The organism is Neoakkermansia glycaniphila, assembly GCF_001683795.1.
In the GTDB taxonomy this organism is placed as follows: domain Bacteria; phylum Verrucomicrobiota; class Verrucomicrobiia; order Verrucomicrobiales; family Akkermansiaceae; genus Akkermansia; species Akkermansia glycaniphila.
Genome location: NZ_LIGX01000032.1, coordinates 25558 through 44477, shown reverse-complemented (window position 1 = coordinate 44477; position 18920 = coordinate 25558). Strand labels below are relative to the sequence as shown.

Sequence of the window (18920 nt, the reverse complement as noted above, 5' to 3'; positions counted from 1 at the left end):
GTTATCCTCCGCGCTTCCTCTTGAGTCGCATTATGAAAAATCTCCTGTCCATCGAAGAACTGACTGCACAACAAATCAGGGATCTGCTTGCACTCGGCCACAAACTCAAAGCCGAACGCGGCCGCCATGCAGAACTCCCCCTGCAGGGGCAAACCTGGGCACTCATCTTCTCCAAATCCTCCACGCGCACGCGCGTCTCCTTTGAAGTCGGCATCAGCGAACTGGGCGGCCGCCCCATGTTCCTCTCCACGCGCGACATCCAGCTCGGCCGCGGCGAACCCATCTCCGACACGGCCCGCGTCCTCGGCCGCATGATACACGGCGCCGTCATCCGCACCTACGAACAACAGGAAGTCGTCGACTTTGCCAACTACTCCGAACTGCCGACCATCAACGCCCTCACGGATGCGGAACACCCCTGCCAAATCCTCGCAGACCTCCTCACCATCGAAGAACTCTACGGCGTCGGCTCGTGGAAAGACATGAAAATCGCCTTCGTCGGCGACGGCGACAACAACATGGCCCGCTCATGGATGTGGGCAGCCAAACACCTCGGCTTCACTCTTGCCATCGGCGCACCTGCACAATACATGCCCGACGAAGCCTTCCGCCGCCACCTCGACACCGACCGCGTCATCTTCAGCACCGATCCCGTCGAAGCCGCCCGCAACGCCACCGTCATCAACACCGACACATGGATCTCCATGGGGCAGGAATCGGAAAAAGGCACCAAGGAACAGCACTTCCTTCCCTATCAGGTCAACAGGGAACTGCTCGCCCATGCAGCGTCCGGCCACAGCGTCTTCCATTGCCTCCCGGCCTATCGCGGCATGGAAATCACCGAAGAAATCCTCGAACAGTTCGCCCCCGTCATCTTCACCGAAGCGGAAAACCGCCTGCACGCACAGAAGGCAGTACTCGCCACACTCGCCAACAACCGCTAACCTCCGGCCATGACCTACGAAGAACGCTTGAACGAACTCCTCGAAGAACTCTCCTTCTTCGAAGACTGGACGGAAAAATACGAATACATCATCTCCCTCGGCCGCAAACTGCCGCCCATGGAAGACTGCTTCCGCCAGGAAAACAACCTCATTCAGGGATGCCAGTCCCGCGTCTGGCTCGGAACGACACTCGTCGACGGTAAAATGATTCTCTCGGCGGACAGCGACTCAGTCATCACCAAAGGGCTCATCGCCCTGTTCATCCGCCTTCTGTCCGGATTATCGCCGGAAGAAATCGTCCGTGCCGACCTTGGACGCATCGATGAAACAGGACTCAAGGAACACCTCGCGCCCACGCGCGCCAATGCCTTGAACTCCATGACGGGCCAAATCAAAAAAGCCGCGGCCGAAGCCATTCATTCGTAAAACAGAAGCATCAACAACCATTGAAAGGCGCCGTTATTCGGCGCCTTTTTCGTATCCGCTCCACACTCATATCTCCCAACACGCCCAACTTGCAGCCAACCAATCGATCGAAACCACACAACAACTCCTATATATTGTTTTACAAAAGATGATACAGCGAGCCAAATTGATCCCATTCCCGTTTCACGGGCTTATCGAATATGTTCAAGAGATGAATTGGCATACGGATTTTAAATCCGCATAATTTTATAAAAAATACATTCGTTTTGAATTAAAAAACATACAACATATAAAATATATTCATACAATTTCTTCCTCTTCATGACAATAATACCATGCTCTATTTTGGCGCGTACGCTCAGGCAGTCATATTATATGGCTTGACTGCGGATTTAAAATCAGTATAATTTTGCCGGATATTATTCATTTCATGAAAAAGACCCTACTCTCGATCTCTGCTCTGTTTGCCTTGTCAGCCGGTATCGTTCAGGCTGATACATCCCTTCGTTACCACTACGACTTCGAAAAAATCTCCGGCACAGGATCCGGCACGGCTGCAGCCGTCAATTACAACCTTGCCGAAAATCCGGGCACAGGCATGTGGACTGCTTCTTCCGGATGGGTCGGCTGGAGCAGTGGAGCGCTCGGCAGCAATTTCGCCTTCAACTGCCCCGGCGGTGGCGCCAAGCTGACCCTGCAGGGCAGCGGCCCAAACAACAGCTTGGGAGTCAATACCACCGACGGTTTTTCTCTGTCCTTCTTTGTCAAGGACAATGGTTCGGCTCAATATGCCAACATGTTCCAGCTCAATTCCTCCAATGGAAACCGCATTTTCTCCCAAAAGGATAGCGGAAGTGCCACGGCTTCAGGTTCATGGCAATTTTACAGCGGAACCCAATCCGGCCTCGGCGACTGGAAAGGCACAACCGTCCCGATGACGGGTTTTGCGCACATCGCCCTGACATTCCAGAACGGCACACTGCAAGTGTACCGGGACGGCACTCAGTTCCTGAATGCAACCGGGGTCAACTTTTCCGGAGAGCTCACCTCCATTGCACTGACTCCCGGCGGAACGGCCGCATTCGACGAATTCGCGCTTTACTCCGGCGTCCTGAATCAGGAAGAAATCACCTACCTTGCTTCACATTCGGCCAAGGATTTCACCGTACCGGAACCGGCTACAGCTACACTTGGCCTCGCCGGCCTTGCGCTGCTGTCGCTTCGTCGCAGACGCCGCGACGCCTGATCTGTTACTGGCACATCTTCAATCAGAAGGCATCCCTGACTTCAGGGATGCCTTTTGCATCTTCCGGAGAACGAACACCATGCCGCAATCCACTTACCGGAACAACCTTCCGAAACCATGGATCACTCCCAAAGGTACGACTGCTCCGAATCGACCACCTTGCCGTTCACCTCAAGCAACAGACGCCACGCCAGAATATCTCCCAGCTTTGCGCGTTCCTTGCCCGTAAAGCGGAAACACTCATGCCGCTCGCCCCGCTCGCGCCCCGGAGCAAAGTCGATGACCAATTCCTTCACCTGCGAACCCGTGGCCGCCTGCTGGTATTGGAACACCAGCCGCGTCTTCTGCTCCGGAGAAGCATCGTACCACGTCGCATAATAATAATCGCCGAGAAGGGCGACCCGCTCCTTGCCTGTCATTGCCCCGTACAGATGGTACGTGGCGTTGGCTCGCAGCAAGCCGCTTTCCCAGTCGGGCACCGATGTCGATTTCAACGGCACATCCGCAATCTCGCGCAGTTCGGAATGAGTCGGCGCGCACGCCGACAAACCGCAGATACAGGCAACAAGAAAGGCAAAAGACCGCTTCATCACGTTTATTCAATACATTCGGGGCGCAGAAGTCAACCCCAAAGCGAGTTAGCGCAGCAGCAGGCGATCACGCCCCAGCCCCGTCAGCTCGCCGAGGCGGCGAATCAGCCGCAGCATCACCGCCATCAGGGCAATCATCAACGGCACGCCGATCACGATGAAACCCCACCATGTAATGCGGCCTACGGCATAATTGTACTGCTCCTGCTGCAGTGCAACGGGTTCCAAAAGCACGGGCATCAGGAAATACAATGCAAGGCAGAAATTCGCGGCGGACGACACGATCAGAGAACCGGCCAGAATCCACGTCGCCTGTCCCAGCAGCTTCCCGTAGGCAGACTCATTGCCGGCTTCCTTCACACGCCTTTCGATCAATGCCACATCGAACACATCGGGATTGTACAGAAACGTCTGGAGCAACGGAGACTCGCTCTTGCGGGAAACCAGCACCGCCGCTGCCAGCACCAGAGGAATCAAAGCCTCCTTGCTGGCAAACAGCCACGGCGTCGACGCCGCGATGGAACCTTCCTCACCCACCACGAGAATCGTAATCACGCCCGTCAGCAGCACCCCGGCCAGCCCGACCGACGACATCAAATCCACCCTCTTATGGCGGATCAGCTCCTGCAGGCCGTACGTAATCGGCAGCAGGAGAGCCAGCACCATCGCCCACACGGGGCCCAGATGCCAGAAACGGCCCACCTCGAAATCCGCCCACGGCTCCATACTGCCCTTGCTGCAATAATCGAGAATCAGCACGGGCAAAATCACATTGATCAGCACACCCTTCAGCGAAGAGCGCCGAGCCTTGCCGCCGGACTCTGCCGCTTCCTGCACCTGCGGCTGCACACCTTCCTTATCCGCATCCATATCAAGCATTCCTCATGGTCATGATGGCATCGGACATACTCTTGGCGCGGAAGGTCGAAGATCCTGCCACCAGACAATCAGCGCCGGCCTCGCGGCACAAAGGAGCCTGTTCCGCTCCGATTCCTCCGTCCATCTGGATCAGGAAAGAAGCGCCGTGCTCCTTGCGCCATGCGGCCAGAGCGCGCACCTTGTCCAGTACCTCGCCCATGAACGACTGTCCGCCGAACCCGGGCACTACGGACATCACCAGCACCATATCCACCGCTTCCAGATACGGAAGGCAGGCCTCCCACGGAGTCGCGGGATTCACGGCAAGGCCGCACTGCACCCCAGCCTCGCGGATGCCGCGCAACGTCGCGGACAAATCCACCTGCCCGTCCAGTTCGGCATGGATGCAAATGAGATTCACGCCCGCTTTCACGAAACGCGGATAATAATGATCAGGCGCAGTAATCATCAGGTGAGCATCGAGGAACGCCGTCGGGCCGACGGCACGGCGCACGGCGGCGCACACATCCGGACCGAACGAAACATTATCCACGAAATGGCCGTCCATCACGTCGAGATGGAGCCAATCCGCACCCGCAATAAACGCGCGCCGGGCTTCGTTCCCGATCTGCGTGAAATCGGCCGCCAGCAAAGAAGGAGCAATCAACATAAACAGAGAGACAAATCAGTTGGCAACAATGTTCACCAGACGGCCCGGCACCACAATCACCTTGCGCACCGTCAGACCTTCCAGCAGTTCCTGAATGCGGGGCTGGGCGAGAGCCGCCCTTTCCACATCCTCGCGACCCGCATCGGCGGCCACCTGCACCTTATCGCGCAGCTTGCCGTTGATCTGGATCACGATTTCAAGCGAATCCTCCACGAGATACTCTTCCTTGTGCTTCGGCCATTCCTGCATGCAAAGCTGCTGCTTCGGCAACTGCGGGAACGCTTCGCACAAACGGGCGTAAATCTCCTCCGTGATATGCGGAGCGAACGGATTGAGCACCATCAGCAGATTCACGTAATCCGGCAGGCAAACCTTCTCGGCCGAAGTCATCGCGTTCGTGCATTCCATCATCTTGGAAATGGCCGTATTGAACGACATTTCCTCAATATCGGAAGTCACCTTCCTGATCGTCTTGTGCACCTCCTTACGCACCGGAGAAATGCTGCCTTCGGGACATCCGCAGGCCGTCACCTTGCCGGAAAGAGTCCACTCGCCCGCCTGATTCTCCACAAACGCGACGCGCCAGACGCGGGCCAGGAAGCGGGAAACCCCTTCCACACCCTTCGTCGCCCAGGGCTTCACATCCTTCAGCGGCCCCATGAACATCTCATACATGCGCAGGGAATCCGCACCGTACTGCTGCACAATATCGTCGGGATTCACCACATTGCCTCGGGACTTGGACATCTTCTGCCCGTCCTCACCGAGAATCAGCCCCTGATTCACCAGCTTGTTGAACGGCTCGTTCGTCGAAAGCAACCCGAGATCGAACAGCACCTTGTGCCAGAAACGGGCATACAGCAAATGCAGCACCGCATGCTCCGTACCGCCCACGTACAAATCCACGCCGCCGGGCTTCTCGGAACTGCCCATCCAGTAGCGCTCCACTTCAGGATCGACAAAGGCGCAGGCATTCTTCGGATCGAGATAACGCAGATAATACCAGCAGGAACCCGCCCATTGGGGCATCGTATTCGTCTCGCGGTGGGAGGTCTCGGAATAGCGGATCCACTCCGTCGCCTTCACCAGCGGGCCGCGGGGATCGCCGGAAGGCTTGAAATCCTCCATCTGCGGCTGCAACAGCGGCAGCTCGCTCTCGGAAAGCGGGTAATGGCGTCCGTCCTCCTCATTCCACACAATCGGGAACGGTTCACCCCAGTAACGCTGGCGGGAGAACAGCCAGTCGCGCAGCTTGTAATTCACCTTGCCTCGGCCGACGCCCTTCTCTTCCAGCCAGGCGATCATCCGCTTCTTGGCCTCGGGTGTGGACAGGCCCGTCAGGAAATCCGAATTCACGCTCGTACCTTCATAGCCGCAGAAACCCTGCCACGGAATATCGTCGCTCGGCGGAGCCACCACCTGCAGAATCGGAAGCTCGAACTTCTGCGCAAACTCGAAATCGCGCTCGTCGTGTGCGGGCACCGCCATAATCGCGCCCGTACCGTAGCCCATCAGCACATAGTCGGCAATCCAGATCGGAATCTCCTTGCCGTTCACGGGATTCACCGCATACGCGCCCGTAAACACGCCGGACTTGTCCTTCGCCAGATCCGTACGCTCCAGATCGCTCTTCGCCGCACAGGCTTTTCGGTACTCGGCCACGGCCTCCCGCGCTTCGTCCGTCACCATCTCGTCCACCAGCGGGTGTTCGGGGCAAAGCACCATATATGTTGCGCCGAACAACGTATCGGGGCGCGTCGTATACACCGTAATCTCATGCCCGTTTGCCTTGAAAGCCACCTCGGCTCCTTCCGACTTGCCGATCCAGTTGCGCTGCAGCAGCTTGATGGATTCCGGCCAGTCGAGAGGCTCCAGCTCATCGATCAGGCGTTCCGCATAGTCCGTAATGCGGAGCATCCACTGGCGCAGCATACGGCGCTCGATCGTATGTCCCTTACTGCGCCACTCCTCTACTTCCTCATTCGCCAGCACCGTACCCATATCGGGCGACCAGTTCACCGGCACCTCGGCCACATAGGCAAGGCGCACCGCATCGATCTCGTCGCGGCTCCAGCCCTTCGCTTCCAGCTCGGCCACGGGCTTCGCCTTATTGCACTCCTTGCAGAAATAGGAATTGTACAGCTTCAGGAACACCCACTGCGTCCATCGCACATACTCCGGATCGGTCGTCGCGATCTCGCGATCCCAGTCGTAGGAAAAGCCCAGCATCTTCAGCTGGCGGCGGAAATTGTCGATATTCCCCTGAGTCGTCACCGCGGGATGCTGCCCCGTCTTGATCGCGTACTGCTCGGCGGGAAGGCCGAACGAATCCCAACCCATCGGATGCAGCACATTGAAACCGTTCATCCTCTTGTAGCGCGACACGATATCCGTCGCCGTATACCCTTCCGGATGACCGACATGGAGCCCCGCACCGCTCGGATACGGGAACATATCGAGAATATAGCACTTCGGCCGGGAAGCATCGAACCCGGCTTCACCCGGATTCGCTACTTTGAAAGTCTTTTCAGCATCCCAAATCTGCTGCCATTTGGGCTCGAAAACATCGAAAGGATATGGATTTCTACGCTCGGACATGTTGCGCGGAAACATAGACCAAAACCCGCGCGAAATCAAGCTTATTATGGGAGATGCCGCCCGCGCGGAACCTCCCCCGGAACCGCATCAGTCCGGCTGCTGCGCCTGAAGAGCCTCATAGCGCGCCAGAATCCACAGCAAATCGGACAAACGATTCAGAAAAAGCGCACTCTGCACATTGCTCAGGGCATCCATATCGCGCAGCACCGCCACGCGCCGTTCCGCCCGGCGGCACACCGCACGCGCCAGGTCGAGCTGGGCAGAACCGAGCGTCGCCTCCTTGCCGGGACGCGCCCACCCGCGAAAACGGATATCGCACTCCTTCTCCATCGCGTGGGACAACTCCTCCAGCCACGCCACCTCCTCCTCGTGAATACGCGCATACCCTTTCTCGTCGTACTTCGGAAGATCTTCCTCCAGTGTCGCCAGCTCGCCCATCAACCCCACCAGCCGCTCCTGCACCCCGTCGATCTTCTCCACCGTCTCCGACCGCACGCCGCTCGCCCTCACCACTCCGAGCAGGGAGTTCAACTCATCCACCGTCCCGTATGCCTCCAGCCGTGGCGCGGACTTCGGACTTCTCTTGCCGAACATAAGATCGGTTTGACCATCATCGCCTCTTTTGGTAATAATACTCATGCCGCCACCTATACCACACAGGCATGAAACTTGCACGCTTAAACTCCGTTCCCGAAATCTTTTACTCTGTCCAGGGCGAAGGCGTATCACAGGGCTCGCCTACCGTCTTCCTCCGGCTCGCAGGCTGCAACCTTGCCTGCTCGTGGTGCGACACCGCCTACTCATGGAAACGGCAGGAAGCCGAGGAAATGACACCTCACCAAGTCCTCCGGGCCATCATGGACATCGTCGAGGCCGAAAGCCCCGAAGATTCCCCCTGCCGCCACATCGTCATCACCGGAGGCGAACCCCTGCTCCAGCAGCAGGAACTGGGCGAACTCCTCGGCCTGCTCGACGGCTGGCGCGTGGAAATCGAAACCAATGGCACACAGGCACCCTCCGGCGAGCTGGCTGCACGCGTCGATCAATGGAACGTCTCGCCCAAACTCTCGCACTCCGGCAACCGCACCGGGCGTGCGCTCGTCCCGGATACACTGGCTGCTTTCGCCGCTACCGGCAACGCATGGTTCAAATTCGTCATCGCCCATGAAAGCGACTGGGAAGAAATCAGGCAAACCGCGGAAACCGCAGGCATCCCACGCTCCCGCATTCTTCTCATGCCCATGGCCACGACCCGCGCAGAACTGGCCGCGGCGCGAGCCCATGTCATCGGCATCTGCCTCCAACACAACGTCCGCTACTCGGACAGGCTGCACATCGCCGTCTGGGACAGCAGGCAGGGCGTTTGAAGACTACTTCGAAAGCGCATAAATCAGGAGGAAAAAGATGAAAAAGGCGATGACAAACGTCACCCCTGCCACAAACGGCGTCACCTTCAATTCATCTTCCTGACTATCCGGTTTTGCCAAAGGAGGGCGAGGCACGAACCCGCCGTTGCCCGCTCCGTAGGCAGGCGGCGGAGCCGCAGCCTTCACGGGAGGAAGTTCCGTTTTCGGCTTCGATGCCAGAGCCGCAAACTGCGCGGGAGGAGGCATCTTTTTGACCGGAGGCAATACCGTCATGGAAGCGCTGACGATACTCGGCGGCGGCGGGCCGGGATTCGGTGCAGGCGGAGGCAATTCCTCCACCACGGAAACAACCTCCTGCACGGACTCTGCGACAGGCGGCACAGCTTTCGCTGCAGGCAGTTCGCCGCGCAAAGCCGCCTCGGCTCGCACCTTATTCTCCTTCATACTCCGAGCCTGACGCTCTTGAAGCCTTTGCATCTCTTCCAACCTGTCGCGCAAATGGGCGGACATTCCGTCAAGGGCTTCCCTCTGCTTGTCCACAGATGGAATCTGCGGCATGGACGTCTCGAATTTGGACATACTGCACATGGTAGTTTCATGCACGTTACCACAGGAACGGCGGCTTGGCAAGAACCGTGATCTCCCTTCAAATGAAAGAATCCATTCTCCGAACCGTATATATACAATAAACAAACACAACAACCTCGATAAAGACATGATCGTTCCAGGCAGCACAGTTCCCCTCACCTTCCGGCACAATTTGCGCACTGCAGCCCTCATCGGCATACTGCTTCAACCATGCATTCTCCAAGCCGAAACCTCCGGAAAAGGAACACCGCAGCAACCACTCGCGATCCTCACCCTGCCGCCCCAAACCCTTCAGTCGCAAAACAAGGCTAAATCCCTTCATTCACAAAAAATTGAACTCCCACCCATCGAACGCATTTGCTGGTTCGCCTCCGATGCCGGACGATGGCCGGCCGACGGCAACCGCATGTTGCCATGGATGGGAGGCAGCGACCTCAAGGCCCTGCTCTCCGGCACGCCGAACCCAACCGTCAAAACGCCGGGCAACCAAGGCTTTCTTGCCCTCATCCAAACCGGGTCTGAACCCGGACAAAAAAACGCGGACACTCAACCCTTCCTCGCCCTTCTTCCCATTCCCGGAGACAACACCATGTCATGGCTCCGCATCACGGAAGATGGCAGCATCGCCTGCGAAACGGGTACCCTCGGCACGGAACCGGTCAACATCTCCCGTCCTCTGCCCACGATGGTTTACGGCTGGGGAGAAACCCCGTTCGACGCCTGCCGGGATGCATGGGCGCAGGCCGAAAAAATCTTCCGCAGCACGGAAAAAACATCCGGTTCATGGTGGCGCGACGACAAGGAATACCCCGAACCGTTCCGCTACCTCGGCTGGTGCAGCTGGGAACAATATAAGAAAAACATCGATGAATCCCTGTTGATCGACGCCGCGCGCCGCATCGAACAATCCCCCATCCCCATCCGCTGGATGCTCGTTGACGACGGCTTCCAGCAGCAGCAAAACCTCAAACTCCGCAGCTTCGCCCCCCAGCAAAAAACATTCCCCTCCCAATGGAAAAACCTCTTGGCCCGGCGCAGCGAAAAACTTCGCTGGTTCGGACTGTGGCATTGCTATCATGGCCTCTGGAACGGCATCGACCCTCAAAACGATCTGGGAAATGCCGTAAACTCCGGCCTCATCAGCTCCGGAAACGCCCTCTTCCCCGGCAAGACGGAACAGGACGCACAGACATTCTACAACGCCTACATGAACTCCGTCAAACAATACGGATTCGACTTCGTCAAAATCGACGTCCAGTGCGAATACCTGCAACACATGCAGGGCCAGCCCAACCCCGCCCGGATGAACAGATGGTGCACCACCGCGCTGGAAAACGCATGCCACAACCTGAACCTCTCCCTCCTCAACTGCATGGCAATCGGCCCCATGGCTCCGTTCCACACCAAACACAGCGCGATCACCCGGTGCAGCATCGACTACCATTTCGGTAATCTCAACGAAGCCCGGTCGCACATCTACCAATCCTTTCAGAACACACTGTGGATGGGGCACAGCGTCTGGCCCGACCATGACATGTTCCACTCGTCCGACCCGGCATGCAGCCGCCTCCTCGCCATCACCAAGGCTCTCTCCGGCGGCCCCATCTACCTCTCCGATGCACCTGAAGACTTCCGAGAGGAAACCGTCATGCCCTTCGTCCTCTCGGACGGCCTCATCCTGCGCCCTCTGGCTCCGGCAATCCCGACAGGCAACTCCACCTTCATCAACCCCTTCGACACGCCGAAGGCATACTCCGTCATCGCACCCCTGCCCAACGGCGCGGCCATTGCCACCTCCTTCAACCTCAACACCAAATCCGGCAGCCGCGCCGAAGCCAGCATCACCATGGACGACTACCGCTTGAGCCGCAACATGCTGGCCCGCACCCGGCAGGCAGACACCGACTCTCCCCTGCCTAAACTCATCGCATACGACCCGGACGCCGGAACCTGCACCCCATTCACCGGCTCCGCCCCGGCAGACATCGCGCAGGATTCATACAAAAGCTGCATCCTCGTCCCGGAAAACCATGGATGGGCCGTCATCGGCCGCGCCGACAAATACCTGCCGCCATGCACCGTCTCGAACATCCGCGCAACAGACGGCACCCTCAGCTTCGACCTTGCCGAAGAAGGCCCCGTCATCGTCTACTCGGCCCGCACCACTCCGGAACTGGCGCCGCCACACAACAACACCCCCGTCATCCGCGTAAGTGAATCAACCTACAAACTCGACTTCCCCGTCGGCAGCAAAAAAACATCCGTCACCCTCAAACGCACCGCCGACCATGAAAAAAGCGCGCCTCGAACAGAGACGCGCTGAAAATCATGCAGAAATGCAACGGAGCATCAATGGATGCGCTTGATCAGCCAGTGAAGCACATCCTTCACAGGCACGCGCTCCTGCTCCATCGAATCGCGGTGGCGAATCGTCACCGTATCCTTATTCTCTTCCCCGTTCTCGCCCAGCGTATCGAAGTCCACCGTAATGCAGAACGGCGTACCGACTTCGTCCTGGCGGCGGTAGCGGCGGCCCACGGCTCCGGCTTCATCGTAGAACACGGGCATCCAGGGCTTCAGCTCCTTCACGATCTCCTTCGCAATCCGCACCTGCTCCTCATTCTTCTTCAGAAGCGGGAACACGGCCGCCTTGATCGGAGCCATGCGGGGATGGAAACGCATCACCGTACGGACATCGGACTTGCCGTCCTTGCCCAGCTCCTCTTCATCGAACGCCTCGCAAATCACCGCCAGCACCGTGCGGTCGCAGCCTGCTGAAGGCTCCACCACATGCGGAATGAAACGCTCGCGCGACTCCTCGTCGAAATACTCCATCGACTTGCCGGAACCCGTCTGATGGCTTCCGAGATCGTAATCCGTGCGGTAGGCGATCCCTTCCAGCTCCTGAATACCGAACGGGAACTCGTACTCAAGATCATACGTCTTCTTGGAATAGAAAGCGCGCTCGCCGTCCGGCACATCGAGAATATGAATCTTCTCGCGGGGAATGCCGATATTCTCGTAGAAGCACAGGCGGCGCTCCAGCCACTCGTCCGTCAGCTTCAGGCCGTCTTCGGCGCGGCAGAAATACTCGATCTCCATCTGCTCGAACTCGCGGGAACGGAACGTAAAATTGCGGGGATTGATCTCATTGCGGAACGACTTCCCGATCTGCGCGATCCCGAACGGAATCTTCATGCGGGAACTGTCCAGAATATTCTTGTACTGGCAGAAAATGGACTGGGCCGTCTCCGGACGAAGCCAGCCGATCGCGCTCGGATCGTTCTCGTCGGACGTCGCTCCGATCTTCGTCTTGAACATCAGATTGAACTCGCGCGGCTCCGTCAGCAGCGAACCGTTCGCCGGATTGAACCGCACGGAATCAGTCACGGCTTCGGCACGTTCGCCCTGCAGCTCAAGATCGGCAGCCGACACGCCGGCCGCAGCAAGCTGCACATAAAACTTCGCCGCCGTCTTGCGGGCATCGCGGGCAGCTTCTTCGGAAGCCACCAACACGGCGAACTCCTTCTCCACACTCCAGCTGCCGTCCTTCGACTTCGCCCCCGTGTACCAGAACGCCGTTCCGGACTGGGCGGGCACCTGGTCGGCGCGAAGGCGCTCCTTCGTCAGCAGACAGTCGCACATCGGATCGGAAAACCCGCCGACGTGGCCGGAAGCCACGAGCACGGAATTATGCGTCAGAATGGAACCGTCCATACCGACCACATCGTCGCGCTCCTGCACATTGCAGCGCCACCAGTACTCCTTCAGATTGCGCTTCAGCTCCGCACCGAGAGGACCGTAATCCCAGCAACCATTCAAACCGCCGTAAATTTCAGCGGATTGGAAAATAAACCCCCTGCGCTTGCAGAGACTCACGATTTTTTCCATACGGACGGGATCAGTTTGATTACGGTCAGCCATAACGCCCCGCATCATGCCCCGAAACCACCAGCACGGAAAGCCCAAAAAGTGTCTTACAACTATCCTTTCCCCACTAATGGCAAGCATTCGCCCACCTCCGGCCCGCCGGCACTGCAACGGTCAAATCACAGGGCAATACTCCCCGTCCTCATCTCGCGAAGGAGCATCGCACATCAAACCGATCTCCTCGCAGAAAAACAGGCAGGAAGCCGGATGCCCGTCGCGCAGATTCTTCATCCGCAGGCAAAGCTGCATCAAATCGCTGGCTCCTTCGGACTCTTCGTCCACCATCTGCAGGCCCAATTCTCCGAGCGCGCGCACATCGCCTTCCGCCATCTCCAGAGTGCGGGGTCCGCCGATCGCCGGATTGCCGCAGCGGAAAAAACCGTCGTCGGACATGTACAAAGATTCCAGATCCACGGGGCGCGAGGCAATCTGCATGATACTCATGTAGATAATGCACCGCAAATACTGCCGGAGCAGGCCATACAACTGCCGGGGCTCCAACCGGTGGCCCATCGCCTCCAGCACGTTCAAAGGCACGCCCTTGAGCCGCTCGCGAACGAGATACCACCTATTGTCCACATGAATAATCTCGAACACCTTGCTGACGAAATCGTAATTATTGCGAGACTGCGCGCGGGCAGTCTCCAAAAACATCTCCACATGCTCCTCCGTCGCCAGCTCCGGCCTCAGGGCTTCGATCACCACCTCGCGGCGTATATCGTTCTGCACGCCGATGAACATGACCGTCGTCGGCAAATCGCGCAAGACGGAAGTCAGGACGTAGCGGTCCCCGATAACTTTGGGAAGAGAATACATGGTGCAGGATTTCAGCGCTCGGCGGCCAGGCGCTTGAGCTTCTTCGTCAGCGTCAGCTTGGCGGCGGAAGAAACGCGATCGGTAAACACGACACCGTTCAAATGGTCGCATTCGTGCTGCAGGCAGCGGGCGAGCAAGCCGCCGCAATCCAGCTCGACAACCGTTCCGTCGAGCAGAGAAAACTTGGCGCGCACACGCTCGGGGCGTTGCACATTGGCGCGAATACCCCGCACGCTCAGGCAACCCTCATTGCACATGCTCATTGCACCGTAAGGCTCCAGCACGGGATTGACGAGCAGCAACGGCATGATGGAAGCCATCGGCTTCTCCTCTCCGTTCATCGTCACGGTCTCGCCGGGCTCCTCCTCGTCCTCCGGAATATCGATCACCACAAGCTGCAGCGACACATCCACCTGAGGAGCGGCAAGGCCGATACCCTCGGCGGCATACATCGTCTCCAGCATATTGTTGGCCAGAGCCACAATGCCTTCGTCGATCTTCGAAACGGGAGCGCACTTCGTTCTCAGAACCGCATCGCCGTATTGGGTAATGGAAAGTAACATAACCTTAGCTGGCGGGCCGTCATATCAATCCGCCTTCTCGAAGTCGATTTTAACACGAATTTGTTCCATGTCAACACCTGCGGCTGCCAGCATATCCCATATTCCGATAAATTCGCCCATCGGAGCTGCCTTATCCACGGCGCACTGAACCTTGGCCGCCGGACGCTCCCGGATTTGAGCCGCCAGCACCTCCTTCAGGCGATCCTTCTCCACGATCTCGCCGTTCAGGGCAATCTTCCCTTCAGCGGACAACTCCAGAAGAATCTGATCGCTCTCGCTCGGCTCTCCCGGCATATACTTCGTCGTCGGCGCCTTGATGCGCAGCTCGCTTCTTGCCTCCCCGGAAGGATGCATGAACTTCGTCGTCTGCGTGAAGAACAGCAGAAGAATCGTCACGATATCCACCATCGGCACGATCGGAATCCCCTGCGACCTCTTTCTGACTTGATAAAACGTCATCGTTCGATCTCCCGGTTCAACGTTCTTCCAGACAAGAGCGGTAAGCGATCACCTCGCTCATCAACGCTTCCATCCGGGCGGCGCGCTTTGCCAGCTTCCGCGTAAAATACGACGCGGCAATCACCCCCGGAGCAGCAATCGCGAGCCCCGTAATCGTCGTATTCAATGCCTGCGCGATACCTTGCGCGATCTTATCCTGATCCGTCGAAGAACCGTATGCGCCGAACACCTCCACCAGCCCCGAAGCCGTACCGAGAATCCCGAACATCGGAGCGATATTTACAATCGTCTCGATCGTGGACAGCCCCGCCTCCAGATTCACGAACTCCTCCTTGGCCCGAGCCTGAACCAGCTCACGCAACTCGGACTCGTCCACGCGGGCATGCGTCACGATCAGGGACAAAAGACGCTCCGCCACCGTGCGCCTCCGCACGATCCGCTCGAGAAACGTCCGCCTCGTCGCCTTGTCCCCTGCCCGAACCTCCTGCCACAACCGCATCAGATCGGACGAAATGCCGCCCATGCGCAAATTGACCAGAATATGGTACAGCACGGCCGCCACAAGAACGACCGAACAGGCCAGCAACGGATACATGAAAATACCGCCCTCAACGAAGAATTGATTGATGTTCATTGGAATAATCGATTAATAATGGATTTGTATGGTGAATGGAATAAAACTCAGTCGAAATAGAAATTGAAATACAGCTCCAGCATATCCCCTACGATCGCCTCCCTCACCTCGGGCGGCATCGGCGGAAGCTCCGCCTGCCGGATGGCCCTGTACGTCAGGGACTGCTGAATGGCTCCCGCCCCCACTCGCTGCAACAAATCAAGACTCACGACATACCCCTTCTCATTGATCAGAATCCGCACCTTCAACGAACCGGGCTTCATATCCCCACGGTGGGAATCCGTCAGCGGATACCACTTGGCGGCAATACGGCGATAAATCAACGCCTCGTAACGCCCCAGCGGAGTCGAAGCCACATTCAGGGCCGGACGACTGCCGAAAGAAAAATTGCCGCGGGAAACGGTACGCCGCTCATGCGTGCGGAACCCGGGTTGGGACGACATCGGAAGCGACGGATCATACACCACCGGGCGAACTCTCGGCTTTGTCGGAGGCGCAGGCACAGCCGGTTGCACGGGCGCATCGTCCACCCCCGGCAAAGGCTTTGCCTTCTCCGTATCGGGCAAATGGGGATCCCCCTCGCGCAGCGCCTTGGCCATAGCCTCGCCGAGGCCGTCCGCCTTCTCCGGCACCCCGGCATCCTTCGGCTGCTCCCGGTCGTCCTCTCCCTCGCCGTCCGGCCTCCCGGCAGCATCCCCATCCTTCACGCCGCGTCCTGGAATCCCTTCCGTACCGGGCGCAGCATCCGGATCGGTCAACACCTTCGGATCGCGCTCGGCCTGCGGAACTGCCGGAACTGCCGGACCCGCCTGAACCACGGGGCGCACAGGCACCGGCACATCCGCACCCGGCACACCTTCCGCACCCTCCGTCTCCGGATCTCCGTCCTGCCGCTCCTGATCGAACAAAACCAGCTCATCACGGTCTTCACGCCCATCCACAGCAGGCATGGGCAGTACCGCATCGTTCGGAGCCTTGGGCCCGCCTGACGCAACCGTATGGCGATCTCCGATAAAATCGACGCGATCCGGCTTGACCGGCGACCTCTGCCACACCGTCGTCTTCAACCACTCGGGCAACCGGCTCTTCTTCTCTTCCTCCTTCAACACATCCTCCTTCCTCTCCTCAACCGCCGCCACAGGCTTCGGCTCCACTTCGGGACGAAGCGGAAGCACCCGATTCAGCCAATCCAAATCAAACTCGGCTCCCTTCTCACGCACGGCCGCCTTGCGCTCCGGCGGCATACCCGGCACGCCGCAGCTCTGCAGCCACCACCACGCCCCTCCATGCAACAGGCAGGAAAGCAGCAGCACCAGGCCGACCCGCAACGCGGGACTCCCCATGCTATCACGATCATACCCGTCCCGCATACAGCCATTCAACACCAGAAGAGCACGGTGGACAATACGGCGTCACGACATAACATAAACCGCATCCCGAAAACCCCGGAACCGCCACAAATGCCGGACCGTACTTTTTAAGCTTGCCTTTGCATCGAAAACTCTTATGATACATCCATCAAATGCGCCAAAAGCACCCGACGGGGCGGGCGCATTCCACCAGCCACTCGCACCGCATTTCATTCATCATATGGCCAATTACAACAAAGTCATTCTCATGGGCAACCTGACCGCCGACCCGGATGTGCGCACCACCCCGAAGGGCACGCAGGTCACGGAACTTCGCCTCGCCATCAATCGCTTCGTCTCCGGAGACAACAACGGCGACCGTCGCGAAGAAACCACATTCGTCGACGTCACCTGCTGGGGCCGGACAGCCGAAATCGCAGCCCAGTACCTCACCAAGGGACGCCCCGTCTTCCTCGAAGGCAGGCTCCAGTACGACACATGGGACGACAAGGCCACCGGCCAAAAACGATCCAAACTGCGCGTCGTCGCCGAAAACCTTCAGCTCATGGGCTCCCCCCGCGACGGAGGAGGCAACGGAGCCCCCCAGCAACAGCGCAACTACGGCAACCAGAACGGCGGCTACAACCGCCAGCAGAACAACAACTACGACCAGCAATCGTCCGGATACTCCCAGCCGCGCCAGAACAACCCGGCGCCGCCTGCCGAAGAATTCGACGACGACATCCCGTTCTGAAGCACCTGCCGGCATCTTTTCCATCCCCGCAAACCTCACGGTTCTGCGGGGATTTTCTTTCTGTCCACGGCATCCTGCCCATCCGCGACACGAACATTGCAAATCCCCTCACTTGAGGCTTGTCCTCACGCGACGCAAAGACTATACTTCACCGCGAAATCACCTTAGCATTTCATCGTATGATCACTACATCCCTCAAACTCCACGGACTCGTCGCCGCCACGCACACCCCCATGCTGGCCGATGGCAATGTCAACCCGAACGAAGTCGACAATCAGGCTCGCTTCCTCGCCGGACAGGGCATCAAACTCGCCTTCATCACCGGATCGACCGGCGAATCCGCCCACATGCAGCTCACCGAACGCAAAGAGATTATCGCAGCCTGGGGAGAAGCCAGCAAAAAACACGACATCGATTTCATCACCCACACCGGCGGCAACAGCGTCTGGGATGCACAGGAACTCGCAGCCTACTCTCAGGAACACGGAGCCGTTGCAACCAGCAACAACGCCCCCTGCTACTTCAAGCCCGGCAGCCTCCAGCTCCTCGTCGACTGCTGCAAACATGCGGCCGCCGGCGCACCGAACCTGCCGTACTACTATTACGACATCCCCGTACTCACCGGCGTCTCCTACAACCCCGTCAAATTCATGGAACTGGCGGAAAAGGAAATCCCGAACTTCGCAGGCATCAAATTCACCAACCCCGACCTCGCCCTCTACATCGACGCCCTGAACTACAAGAACGGCCAGTACGACCTCCCCTGGGGCGTGGACGAATGGTTCCTCGGCGCCCTCGCCACCGGCGCACAGGGTGCAGTCGGCTCCTCCTTCAACTTCGCGCCGAAACTCTACCTCGACCTCATCGACGCCTTCAACGCCGGAGACATCGCCAAAGCTCGCGACCTCCAGCTCAAATCCGTCAAAATGATCAACATCCTTGCTTCCAAGGGATACATGAGCGCTGCCAAAACCGTCATGGGCTGGCACGGCGTCGATCTCGGCCCGGCACGCCTCCCCATGGGCAACCTCAGCGAAACAGCCAAGATCGAACTCAAAAACGAACTCACCGCGATCGGCTTCTTCGACTGGGCTACCAAATAACCTCCCTCCCCCTGCGCCCACCCGA

At 58.4% G+C, this 18920-nt stretch carries 19 protein-coding genes; 7 read left to right on the top strand and 12 right to left on the bottom strand.

Features of this window, described 5'->3' with window-relative positions; all coding sequences use genetic code 11:
- The first annotated feature begins 32 nt into the window (after positions 1-32).
- The 3 genes from argF (at position 33) to AC781_RS08990 (ending at position 2616) form a co-directional block, all read left to right on the top strand.
- Positions 33-944 (top strand): ornithine carbamoyltransferase, encoded by a 912-nt coding sequence (gene argF, locus AC781_RS09000; RefSeq protein ID WP_083076884.1) that lies wholly within the window; start codon positions 33-35, stop codon positions 942-944.
- A gap of 9 nt (positions 945-953) precedes the next feature.
- Positions 954-1370, top strand: coding sequence for a SufE family protein (locus AC781_RS08995; RefSeq protein WP_067776855.1), 417 nt, complete (start codon positions 954-956; stop codon positions 1368-1370).
- A 430-nt stretch (positions 1371-1800) separates the two neighbouring features.
- Positions 1801-2616 (top strand): LamG domain-containing protein, encoded by an 816-nt coding sequence (locus tag AC781_RS08990; protein WP_067776852.1) that lies wholly within the window; start codon positions 1801-1803, stop codon positions 2614-2616.
- A gap of 122 nt (positions 2617-2738) precedes the next feature.
- Here the strand turns inward: AC781_RS08990 and AC781_RS08985 are convergent, their stop codons facing one another.
- The 5 genes from AC781_RS08985 to AC781_RS08965 all read right to left on the bottom strand — a co-directional run bounded on the left by AC781_RS08985 (position 2739) and on the right by AC781_RS08965 (position 7971).
- The gene (locus AC781_RS08985; RefSeq protein WP_067776848.1) at positions 2739-3206 is read right to left on the bottom strand and encodes a hypothetical protein; all 468 of its coding nucleotides are present in this window, start codon (positions 3204-3206) and stop codon (positions 2739-2741) included.
- A gap of 48 nt (positions 3207-3254) precedes the next feature.
- The gene (locus AC781_RS08980; RefSeq protein WP_141675851.1) at positions 3255-4085 is read right to left on the bottom strand and encodes a VC0807 family protein; all 831 of its coding nucleotides are present in this window, start codon (positions 4083-4085) and stop codon (positions 3255-3257) included.
- Positions 4078-4734, bottom strand: coding sequence for a ribulose-phosphate 3-epimerase (gene rpe, locus AC781_RS08975; protein ID WP_067776842.1), 657 nt, complete (start codon positions 4732-4734; stop codon positions 4078-4080). Before rpe ends, AC781_RS08980 begins: the two co-directional genes overlap by 8 nt.
- Positions 4735-4749: 15 nt before the next feature.
- Positions 4750-7332, bottom strand: a complete 2583-nt coding sequence (leuS, locus tag AC781_RS08970) for a leucine--tRNA ligase (RefSeq protein ID WP_067777141.1) — start codon at positions 7330-7332, stop codon at positions 4750-4752.
- An 87-nt stretch (positions 7333-7419) separates the two neighbouring features.
- Positions 7420-7971 carry a cob(I)yrinic acid a,c-diamide adenosyltransferase gene (locus AC781_RS08965; RefSeq protein ID WP_067776839.1) on the bottom strand — a complete coding sequence of 184 codons (552 nt, stop codon included), beginning with the start codon at positions 7969-7971 and terminating at the stop codon, positions 7420-7422.
- Between the two features lie 23 nt (positions 7972-7994).
- Between AC781_RS08965 and AC781_RS08960 the strand changes: the two genes are divergently transcribed.
- Entirely contained in the window at positions 7995-8699 is a 705-nt protein-coding gene (locus AC781_RS08960; protein ID WP_067776836.1) for a 7-carboxy-7-deazaguanine synthase QueE, read from the top strand.
- A gap of 3 nt (positions 8700-8702) precedes the next feature.
- Here AC781_RS08960 and AC781_RS13755 read toward each other — a convergent pair whose 3' ends face one another.
- Positions 8703-9278 (bottom strand): hypothetical protein, encoded by a 576-nt coding sequence (locus AC781_RS13755; RefSeq protein WP_071133271.1) that lies wholly within the window; start codon positions 9276-9278, stop codon positions 8703-8705.
- 136 nt (positions 9279-9414) lie between these two features.
- Between AC781_RS13755 and AC781_RS08945 the strand changes: the two genes are divergently transcribed.
- A complete protein-coding gene (locus tag AC781_RS08945; RefSeq protein WP_071133272.1) occupies positions 9415-11610 on the top strand; it encodes a Sip1-related alpha-galactosidase in 2196 nt (731 codons plus the stop codon).
- A gap of 26 nt (positions 11611-11636) precedes the next feature.
- Here AC781_RS08945 and AC781_RS08940 read toward each other — a convergent pair whose 3' ends face one another.
- From AC781_RS08940 to AC781_RS08915, 6 genes are all read right to left on the bottom strand, one after another.
- The gene (locus AC781_RS08940) at positions 11637-13211 is read right to left on the bottom strand and encodes a glycine--tRNA ligase (RefSeq protein ID WP_067776824.1); all 1575 of its coding nucleotides are present in this window, start codon (positions 13209-13211) and stop codon (positions 11637-11639) included.
- A 120-nt stretch (positions 13212-13331) separates the two neighbouring features.
- A complete protein-coding gene (locus AC781_RS08935; protein ID WP_067776820.1) occupies positions 13332-14033 on the bottom strand; it encodes a serine/threonine-protein kinase in 702 nt (233 codons plus the stop codon).
- Between the two features lie 11 nt (positions 14034-14044).
- A complete protein-coding gene (def, locus tag AC781_RS08930) occupies positions 14045-14596 on the bottom strand; it encodes a peptide deformylase (RefSeq protein WP_067776817.1) in 552 nt (183 codons plus the stop codon).
- Between the two features lie 24 nt (positions 14597-14620).
- Entirely contained in the window at positions 14621-15055 is a 435-nt protein-coding gene (locus AC781_RS08925) for an ExbD/TolR family protein (RefSeq protein WP_067776814.1), read from the bottom strand.
- Positions 15056-15071: 16 nt separating this feature from the next.
- Positions 15072-15689, bottom strand: coding sequence for a MotA/TolQ/ExbB proton channel family protein (locus AC781_RS08920; RefSeq protein WP_067776811.1), 618 nt, complete (start codon positions 15687-15689; stop codon positions 15072-15074).
- 47 nt (positions 15690-15736) lie between these two features.
- Complete coding sequence (locus AC781_RS08915; protein ID WP_141675850.1) at positions 15737-17032, bottom strand: hypothetical protein; 1296 nt, start codon at positions 17030-17032, stop codon at positions 15737-15739.
- Between the two features lie 247 nt (positions 17033-17279).
- Between AC781_RS08915 and AC781_RS08910 the strand changes: the two genes are divergently transcribed.
- The gene (locus AC781_RS08910; RefSeq protein ID WP_067776805.1) at positions 17280-17792 is read left to right on the top strand and encodes a single-stranded DNA-binding protein; all 513 of its coding nucleotides are present in this window, start codon (positions 17280-17282) and stop codon (positions 17790-17792) included.
- Between the two features lie 179 nt (positions 17793-17971).
- Positions 17972-18895, top strand: coding sequence for a dihydrodipicolinate synthase family protein (locus AC781_RS08905; RefSeq protein WP_067776801.1), 924 nt, complete (start codon positions 17972-17974; stop codon positions 18893-18895).
- The last annotated feature ends 25 nt before the right edge of the window (positions 18896-18920 follow it).

Coding starts and splice junctions, on each gene's coding strand:
- AC781_RS08925 (WP_067776814.1), bottom strand. CDS start 15,055: ATGACGTTTTATCAAGTCAGAAAGAGGTCGCAGGGGATTCCGATCGTG.
- AC781_RS08985 (WP_067776848.1), bottom strand. CDS start 3,206: ATGAAGCGGTCTTTTGCCTTTCTTGTTGCCTGTATCTGCGGTTTGTCG.
- AC781_RS08960 (WP_067776836.1), top strand. CDS start 7,995: ATGAAACTTGCACGCTTAAACTCCGTTCCCGAAATCTTTTACTCTGTC.
- AC781_RS08965 (WP_067776839.1), bottom strand. CDS start 7,971: ATGAGTATTATTACCAAAAGAGGCGATGATGGTCAAACCGATCTTATG.
- AC781_RS08915 (WP_141675850.1), bottom strand. CDS start 17,032: ATGGGGAGTCCCGCGTTGCGGGTCGGCCTGGTGCTGCTGCTTTCCTGC.
- AC781_RS08990 (WP_067776852.1), top strand. CDS start 1,801: ATGAAAAAGACCCTACTCTCGATCTCTGCTCTGTTTGCCTTGTCAGCC.
- AC781_RS13755 (WP_071133271.1), bottom strand. CDS start 9,278: ATGTCCAAATTCGAGACGTCCATGCCGCAGATTCCATCTGTGGACAAG.
- AC781_RS08920 (WP_067776811.1), bottom strand. CDS start 15,689: ATGAACATCAATCAATTCTTCGTTGAGGGCGGTATTTTCATGTATCCG.
- AC781_RS08995 (WP_067776855.1), top strand. CDS start 954: ATGACCTACGAAGAACGCTTGAACGAACTCCTCGAAGAACTCTCCTTC.
- def (WP_067776817.1), bottom strand. CDS start 14,596: ATGTTACTTTCCATTACCCAATACGGCGATGCGGTTCTGAGAACGAAG.
- rpe (WP_067776842.1), bottom strand. CDS start 4,734: ATGTTGATTGCTCCTTCTTTGCTGGCGGCCGATTTCACGCAGATCGGG.
- AC781_RS08935 (WP_067776820.1), bottom strand. CDS start 14,033: ATGTATTCTCTTCCCAAAGTTATCGGGGACCGCTACGTCCTGACTTCC.
- argF (WP_083076884.1), top strand. CDS start 33: ATGAAAAATCTCCTGTCCATCGAAGAACTGACTGCACAACAAATCAGG.
- AC781_RS08945 (WP_071133272.1), top strand. CDS start 9,415: ATGATCGTTCCAGGCAGCACAGTTCCCCTCACCTTCCGGCACAATTTG.
- AC781_RS08910 (WP_067776805.1), top strand. CDS start 17,280: ATGGCCAATTACAACAAAGTCATTCTCATGGGCAACCTGACCGCCGAC.
- AC781_RS08940 (WP_067776824.1), bottom strand. CDS start 13,211: ATGGCTGACCGTAATCAAACTGATCCCGTCCGTATGGAAAAAATCGTG.
- leuS (WP_067777141.1), bottom strand. CDS start 7,332: ATGTCCGAGCGTAGAAATCCATATCCTTTCGATGTTTTCGAGCCCAAA.
- AC781_RS08905 (WP_067776801.1), top strand. CDS start 17,972: ATGATCACTACATCCCTCAAACTCCACGGACTCGTCGCCGCCACGCAC.
- AC781_RS08980 (WP_141675851.1), bottom strand. CDS start 4,085: ATGCTTGATATGGATGCGGATAAGGAAGGTGTGCAGCCGCAGGTGCAG.